A 5791-nucleotide genomic window follows, 5' to 3' on the forward strand; every position below is an offset into this window, starting at 1 on the left:
TGATGACCGGAGAAGAGAACGAGTGGCGGATGTCGCCCGAGATCCTGGTGATGGCCGCTACCGCGCGCATCTACCTCATCGCCGCTCCGTCACTGGCGATCGCGAAGCTCAGTGCGCAGTGGTCGCGTGACTTCCTTCTCCGCCGGACGGTGGATGGCCGCCCGCTGGGCGAGTACGACCAGATCCAGCGCATGGTGGCCGAGTCATTGGCGGAGACCTTCGCCATCGAGAGTGCCGTGGCCTGGGCGCTGCTCGGATCCGAGCGCGTGGACACCCGGTACGAGCGGGTGGCAGCCAAGAACATCACGTCGTTGACCAGCTGGCGGATCATCGACCGGACCCTCTCTCTGCTGGGGGCGGAGGGGTTCGAGACGGGGCCGAGCAAGGCTCGTAGGGGCGTGCCGGGACTGCCGGTCGAGCGGTTCCTGCGAGACGCCCGGGGCCTGCGCGTCTCGGGGGGGGTGGACTTCCAGCTCGACTTCTGGGCGGCCCAGGGTGGGCTGCTCGCCTGTTACTACCCAGAGGATGGGCGAATGCCGGAGCTCGCAACGGCCCGTCCCGTCCCGGTGATGCCTGGGCTGGGGGTTCGCAACTCCGAGCACCTGGCGTATGTCGACAGTCACGTTGCCAGACTGGCACAGACCTGCATGGAGCTGGCGCGGCGGTACCCGGATCCCGAGGCGCTATACGCCCGGGAGGCTGTCGTGGTGGCGCTGGGGCAACTCAGCCGGGAGTTGTACACCATGGCGATCGTCCTCGCGCGCGCCGCGCACCTGGCGCGGCAGGGCCAGGCCGAGGCGGGAGATCTCGCTGACATCTATTGCAGTGCGGCGCGGCATCGCGTCGAGGACTCCTGGCGTAGCCTGTCGGCCGGCGCTGAGCCTGACTATGCCGGCGTGAGCCACCGGTGGCTGGCGCGCCGCGCCTACAACTCCCTGGAGCGGGACCTCCTCAGCAAGGTGCCGGACCTCGCCTGACCAGCGCTCCAGAGGAGCGACTCTCTTCGTCTGTGCCCAGTGTGGGTATCCGCTGCATTAACCCCGTCATGGGTTCCCTCCTGTCCACGTCGTTCAAGAGTGGATGGCCTCACGGAAATGTCATCGGAGCTCGGCTGCCGTCCACAAGGCTCAGACAACCTCTGCAAGAAAGCCTCAAAAAGTCCCCAAGCCTCAAGAACTGGGAGGCTCCTCCGGAGTACCCACGGATTCCTGCCGAGACTTCGCAGCCAGAGAAACGGGGTAGATGGCACGCAGGAGGATCCTATGGTGATACACCACGAGGTGGTATTCGCCCGCAATCGTGATGAAGACCTGACGTGGCGGTTCGGGCTGGAGCACGAGCCAGGCCTCCGCCTCCCCGCGCGTCTGGAAGGAAGCGGCTGGAGCCGGGAGCCCTCCCCGCGTCATTTCTTCCAGATAGAATTCGAGCGCCGGGTGACGCAGCAATCTCCTGTGGTTCCGCTCAGGAGAATACATGACGATGTAATACTCACCCGCGACCAGCACATATGCTTGATCGGGCGGGCGGGGATGAGCGTTGAGCCAGGCCTCCGCCTCCTTGCGTGTCTGGAAAGACGCGCTGACCAGCGGGGGAGCATTCGCATCAAGGCTCTCGCGGTAATCTTCGAAATCGGATGACTGGCCGGTGGATGCGATGAACCTGAGCGCATCGACCGCCATTCGCAGCTTCTCCTTCTCCTCTGCCGATGAAGCTTTTTCCCAGAGTTGACCCAACAACTCCTGCGCATCCAGAGAGAGCGTTGACATGCTTACCGAACTCCTCCCACTGCGTAGGGTGCGGATCCAGGTCCCGCTGTTGCCAAGAGCACCGCTGGCGCGAGGACGACGAGGCCGGCACCTGCGGAGACAACCACAAAGGTCACACCCGCGATCACGATGACACTTCCCACGAGAATGGATTTGCGGTTGCGTTTCAGCCAATCCATCGCACCATCCCAAGCAGAGAACTCATGAGGCTTGAGTTCTTGCAGTTCTTCACAGTCGTTGTATGGCTGTCTGCACCGTCCCTGGCAGTATTCCAGCTTCCCACCGAGCCTGCGCCCCGCGGTGATATGCCCATATCCACGAGGAAGCGGGCGGCTCATGCACTCTTCAATGCATTTAAGGTATTCCGCATGGCAGTCGCGAGGGCGAGCCGCAGCGTGGACGATGCGCCCATCCAGGCCTGCGGGAAGTGATGGAACCAGGTACCGCTCGAGATTGAATTCCTCGGCACGGTGCCAAGCGTAGGAGACCTGTCCATCAGAATGCTCCCTCATGACGAGCACGAAATGAGAGAGTTCCTGCCCCTCGGTGGGGATGGAGGAGTGGGCGGTACTGCAGGAAACAAGCACCACGCTCAGAAGCGCGGCGGTCAGCTTTCTCACGATCACTTCTCCACTATTACCGAGCAGGCGGGTTGATGGACGGCCGAGCGGTCTGGCTGATGGGCATCAGCAGAGCGCTCGGCGGGTAGCGCGCAAGATGATCCGTGAAGCGGACGCGGCACATGCCTTGAGCGTCGGAGCCAGCCAATCCTTCGAAGGCCTTGGCTGGCTCCGATTTCATTCACTTACTGGGAGGATTATTTCCTCGGCCACCGCCTGACGGGTTACCTGTTGTGCTCGGTGCGTTGGCTGGCCTGCCGCCACCGCCACCGCCTCCTCCCTTACTCCCACCGCCACCACCGCCTTTACCTCCGCCACCACCGCTACCACCGCCACCACCACCTTTGCCACCGCCACCACCACCTTTGCTACCGCCACCACCGCCTTTGCTCATCGCTGCCTCCTTGGGCTGGTTACTGCTGCTCCAACTTGCTGGTTACTGCTGCTCCAACTTGGCGGAAGCGCTCAAGCTAGACAACGAATCCTAACGTTGTGTTAAGCCGCCGACTCCGCCTCCTACTGCGGGCGCAGCCACAAAGTTCCAGTGTCCGTGCGGGCGGCCAAGGGCCCCACAGCGAGCGCCTCACCCACAGGCCCACCATGCCCCGAGATCCGCTGCGCCGTGGGTCATGCCGTCTGCACGACCACCGTTCGCTGAGCCATCAACACCTCTGCAGCACCGGGGACGTCGACCATCCTTCCCGCCCAGAGCGCATCCACGAACCGCTGTGACAGACAAGGCTCGAACTTGCTCAGCGTCGGGCCAGTGCTCGCCTTCGCAAGACCCGCCGTGGAGCGCTCGAGGTCTTCCTTTTGAAGTCCCGAAATCACCGAGGACGTCTCCACGATGCCCTGGGCCTCACGGGATCGAAGGGACAGATTCCCGCTGATCCACCGCCGACCAGTCGAGTTCTCGAGCGCGGCCGCGAGCACCCGGTTGATGGCTCCCCCTGCAAAGGTGTGCCACTGGAGTTCCTGCGGTCACTGCTCCAGCGCCCTCCGGTCCGGCTCCACCAGCCCGGTGTACCTATCCCTGAGTGCCGCGAGCTCACCCGCGGCCGCGCTCGAGAAGCTCACCGAAGGTGGCCCTTCTCGGAGCAGCCGCTTCATCTCCTGGCACAATGTCCACGACAGGTGCCGGGGGCTCCCATCCAGCTCGGCACGCGTCCGCTCTCCGCAGGCTCCACGTCACAGACGCCACGCGTCCAGTCAATGTGCCTGACCTGCCATGCACGCCCCCCAAGGCGGAAGGACACGGGACCCGAGTCATCTGCTGCCCCTCGCAAGAAGAAGCCCTGCACGAGCCCAACCTCGGCACCCGCATGCATCACGAGCAGGTTCTGCGGGGCGCTGAAGACTGCATAGAGCTCGAAGAAGTTCCGCGCGCCGTAGAGCCACTCCCCCCGCGCTCCGAGAAGCAGCCTTCCGTCCGCCTCCGTCAGGATGTCCGCGCCGAGCATCGTCTCGACGAGCTCCTGCACATCGGTCTCGGTCAGATCCCGGAAGGGTGTTGCTCGTGCAATCCACGACGAGACGAGGTGCCGGGAAATCCCCTTCTCCTGGAGCGTCAGCGCGAGAATCTGATGCGCGAGCACATGCGCTGCACGTCGGGTCGGCCGGACCGACTCGACCCACCCCTGTTCGAGCAGCCGCAGGAGCGCCCCAACTTGGAGAAGCGACTCCCCCGACTCGCAGAGAAATGTGCAATTCGACCGTGTTCCGGCACGCCGCCCCGTGCGTCCCATCCGCCGCAAGAGGCTCGCGACCGTCGCCGGCGCATCCACCTGGAGCACCTGGTCCAAGTCACCAACGTCGATGCCTAGCTCGAGCGTGGACGTGCACACGATGGCCGTGTTCTGCCCAGACGTGAATCGCTCCTCCGCGAGCTGGCGGTCCGCACGGCTCACCACGCTGTGGTGGACGAACACGTCCACACCGCGTCCCGCCACCGCGGAGGCCATGCGCTCGGCCTGGCTGCGGCTTTCCACGAAGACGAGGCTCTTTCGCCCCTGGCTCAGGCGAGCCACCGCCGCGGCGAGCTGCCCGGGCTCGGGGACAAAGTCGACCGCCAGGTCACGCTCTGACCTGGGTCGTGGCGGGTCCACCAACCGGAAGGGCCGCTGACTCGAGCCCTGAAGCCAGCTCCCAATCTCCTCAGGGTTGCCCACCGTGGCGGAGAGCCCCACCCGTTGCAGGTCTCTGCCGCAGAAACGCACGAGCCGCTCGAGGACGCTGAGCAGGTGTGCCCCACGGTCATCACCAGCGAAAGCGTGCACCTCGTCGATAACGACCATCGAAAGCGCGGCAAACAGGCGTGCGGCCTCCGCTCGCTGGTTCATCAGCATCACCTCGAGCGACTCCGGGGTGATACACAGGAGGTGGGCCTGCCGGCGCTGGAACGCGGCCTTGCGGCTCTGCGCCACGTCTCCGTGCCACTTGAAGACCTGGCGCCAGTGCTATTAGGCGAGCACGGCTGCGGCCCGACTCGTGCGCTTGTTGCCCGTCACTCCCGGAGAGCTCCCGGCTTGCGACACCGGCCTTGTCTATGCGCCGCGTGGCCAGGTGACCGTGCTCCGGTTCGAGCAGCCCTGTGACCCGAACAAGACGAAGATACTGGGCTGGGAAGGCCGGTTCGAGCCCCTGGCCTGCGTAGGCAAGAAGGTCATCCTGGAGCCGCTGAAGGACCTCGCCTCCGACGAAGGTGTCCACCTGCTCGTGACACTCGCCGACGAGACGGTGATCCCGTTCTTGCTGAGACCACCGCTTCGTGAGGATGGATGCAAGCGCGACGTGGTGGTAGGCGACGGGCGGCCCGTCCACGAGGCGCTCACGTACATCGAGAACCACGGCGAGCGGATGCACTACGCCGATGCCCGAAAGGCAGGACTGCCCATCGGCAGCGGCAACGTCGAGGCCACCTGCAAGTCCCTTATCGGCGTGCGCATGAAACGGCCGGGCAGCAGGTGGAAGGAGGACAGCGGCCAGCACGTCATCGACCTCCGCTCCCTCGTCCTCTCCGACTGCTGGGATGCCGCAATGGATCTCACCCTCGCTCCCCTGCGCGCTCAGGTACGACGGGCTGCGTGATCAGGACGGCGGCCACACCCCATCGGACCGAGACGATGCGCCTCAGCAAGGAGCTGGCCGAGATGCGCGAGCGTCAGGAGAAGATGGAGACGACCCTCCGCGGCGCCGCTCCCGGAGCCAGCGAGCAGCCGCCGACTCGCAGGAAGATGGGCAATGGGGCCACCGGGCTCACCAAGCCGAGCATGGGTGACGGGGCTCCGACCACGCCCAAGGCCAGCTCGAGCAGGACTGCGGCTCGTACGTCGCGCACCATGTGACTCGTGCCCGGGTGACGAGGGGGGAAGTCCTCCTCGTCACTGCGGGCCTTTCCTTTTGGCT

At 65.1% G+C, this 5791-nt stretch carries 8 protein-coding genes and 2 pseudogenes; 3 read left to right on the forward strand and 7 right to left on the reverse strand.

All coding sequences use genetic code 11. The features are described from left to right. The coding region (locus VD972_RS42630; RefSeq protein ID WP_324995358.1) for an acyl-CoA dehydrogenase family protein at nucleotides 1–977 on the forward strand (977 nt) is incomplete at its 5' end. Nucleotides 978–1169: 192 nt separating this feature from the next. Here VD972_RS42630 and VD972_RS42635 read toward each other — a convergent pair. The 6 genes from VD972_RS42635 to VD972_RS42660 form a co-directional block, all read right to left on the reverse strand. Continuing rightward, nucleotides 1170–1766 carry a head protein gene (locus VD972_RS42635; protein ID WP_324995359.1) on the reverse strand — a complete coding sequence of 199 codons (597 nt, stop codon included), beginning with the start codon at nucleotides 1764–1766 and terminating at the stop codon, nucleotides 1170–1172. A gap of 2 nt (nucleotides 1767–1768) precedes the next feature. Further along, complete coding sequence (locus VD972_RS42640) at nucleotides 1769–2386, reverse strand: hypothetical protein (protein WP_324995361.1); 618 nt, start codon at nucleotides 2384–2386, stop codon at nucleotides 1769–1771. Nucleotides 2387–2563: 177 nt separating this feature from the next. Then, nucleotides 2564–2767, reverse strand: coding sequence for a hypothetical protein (locus VD972_RS42645; protein ID WP_324995363.1), 204 nt, complete (start codon nucleotides 2765–2767; stop codon nucleotides 2564–2566). A 246-nt stretch (nucleotides 2768–3013) separates the two neighbouring features. Next, the gene (locus VD972_RS42650; protein WP_324995365.1) at nucleotides 3014–3319 is read right to left on the reverse strand and encodes a hypothetical protein; all 306 of its coding nucleotides are present in this window, start codon (nucleotides 3317–3319) and stop codon (nucleotides 3014–3016) included. Between the two features lie 48 nt (nucleotides 3320–3367). Next, nucleotides 3368–3496 (reverse strand): hypothetical protein, encoded by a 129-nt coding sequence (locus VD972_RS42655; protein WP_324995366.1) that lies wholly within the window; start codon nucleotides 3494–3496, stop codon nucleotides 3368–3370. Continuing rightward, nucleotides 3493–4809 carry a helicase-related protein gene (locus tag VD972_RS42660; protein ID WP_324995368.1) on the reverse strand — a complete coding sequence of 439 codons (1317 nt, stop codon included), beginning with the start codon at nucleotides 4807–4809 and terminating at the stop codon, nucleotides 3493–3495. Before VD972_RS42660 ends, VD972_RS42655 begins: the two co-directional genes overlap by 4 nt. Nucleotides 4810–4873: 64 nt before the next feature. On the opposite strand from VD972_RS42660, the pseudogene VD972_RS42665 reads away from it, so the two are divergent. Next, nucleotides 4874–5146: pseudogene (locus VD972_RS42665) on the forward strand (DUF2381 family protein); the annotation flags it as partial. Nucleotides 5147–5167: 21 nt separating this feature from the next. After that, nucleotides 5168–5473: pseudogene (locus VD972_RS42670) on the forward strand (ISKra4 family transposase); the annotation flags it as partial. Nucleotides 5474–5546: 73 nt separating this feature from the next. Here VD972_RS42670 and VD972_RS42675 read toward each other — a convergent pair. Further along, a partial coding sequence (locus VD972_RS42675) for a hypothetical protein (protein WP_324995370.1) occupies nucleotides 5547–5791 on the reverse strand: 245 nt, incomplete at its 5' end.

The sequence above is a fragment of the Hyalangium sp. genome (genome assembly GCF_035629615.1).
Classification (GTDB): domain Bacteria; phylum Myxococcota; class Myxococcia; order Myxococcales; family Myxococcaceae; genus Hyalangium.

Bases quoted from the DNA above. Each gene is read 5' to 3' on its own strand.
- VD972_RS42635 (WP_324995359.1), bottom strand. From the start codon at position 1,766: ATGTCAACGCTCTCTCTGGATGCGCAGGAGTTGTTGGGTCAACTCTGG.
- VD972_RS42655 (WP_324995366.1), bottom strand. From the start codon at position 3,496: ATGAAGCGGCTGCTCCGAGAAGGGCCACCTTCGGTGAGCTTCTCGAGC.